Source organism: Neisseria sp. P0001.S005 (assembly GCF_051963715.1).
In genome coordinates, this window is record NZ_JBQCTZ010000472.1 from 1 (window position 1) to 746 (window position 746).

Genomic DNA, 746 nt, shown 5'->3' on the forward strand with positions numbered 1-746 from the left:
GTTTGGCATTCGCCGCATACGCCGTACATATACAGCGCGTGATCGACGATGCGGTAGCCGTTTTCTTCGGCGATTTTGTCTTGCAGCGCTTCGATTTCCGGATTGTGGAATTCGGTTACTTCGCCGCATTTCACGCAGACGATGTGGTCGTGGTGATCGCCTTTGTCCAATTCGTAAACCGCTTTGCCGGTTTCAAAATGGTGGCGTTGCAAAATGCCGGCCTGTTCAAACTGGGTCAGCACACGGTAAATCGTCGCCACGCCGATTTCCACACCCTCTTCCAACAGGATACGGTACACATCTTCCGCACTCAAATGCTCCTCGGCATGGGTCTCGAACAAGTCCAAAATTTTCAAACGTGGACCCGTAACTTTCAAACCGCTGTCTTTCAATTGCGCAATGTTGCTGAATTTTTCCATAATATTCAATATCCCTGTAAGGTAATAACCGTTATAATACGCACTTTCCGCCCGTTTGCCCACTATTGGGCCGTTAAAGGGCGGCAATCTGCCGCCGGTCTTGCAATTGAAAATCGGCGAAAAGAAAAATTAAGAAGATGATTATCGTTTGCTTTTTAAAAATATTCAAGCGATGATAAACATCTTTCCCGAAATGACACAGAAAGGTAAGCCCGTGAATAAAGCCTTATGCCTTGCCATCGCCGCTATTTTAGGTCTGGCCTCATGCAGTGCCGAGCGCGTATCCAACTTTCCATCCTACAAACTCAAAATCATTCAAGGTAACGA

At 46.9% G+C, this 746-nt stretch carries 1 protein-coding gene and 1 pseudogene; one reads left to right on the forward strand and one right to left on the reverse strand.

The annotated features are described in order from the left end of the window. The coding region (gene fur / locus ACTHSP_RS21130; RefSeq protein WP_440346897.1) for a ferric iron uptake transcriptional regulator at positions 1–482 on the reverse strand (482 nt) is incomplete at its 3' end. A gap of 151 nt (positions 483–633) precedes the next feature. On the opposite strand from fur, the pseudogene ACTHSP_RS21135 reads away from it, so the two are divergent. After that, positions 634–746: pseudogene (locus ACTHSP_RS21135) on the forward strand (outer membrane protein assembly factor BamE); the annotation flags it as partial.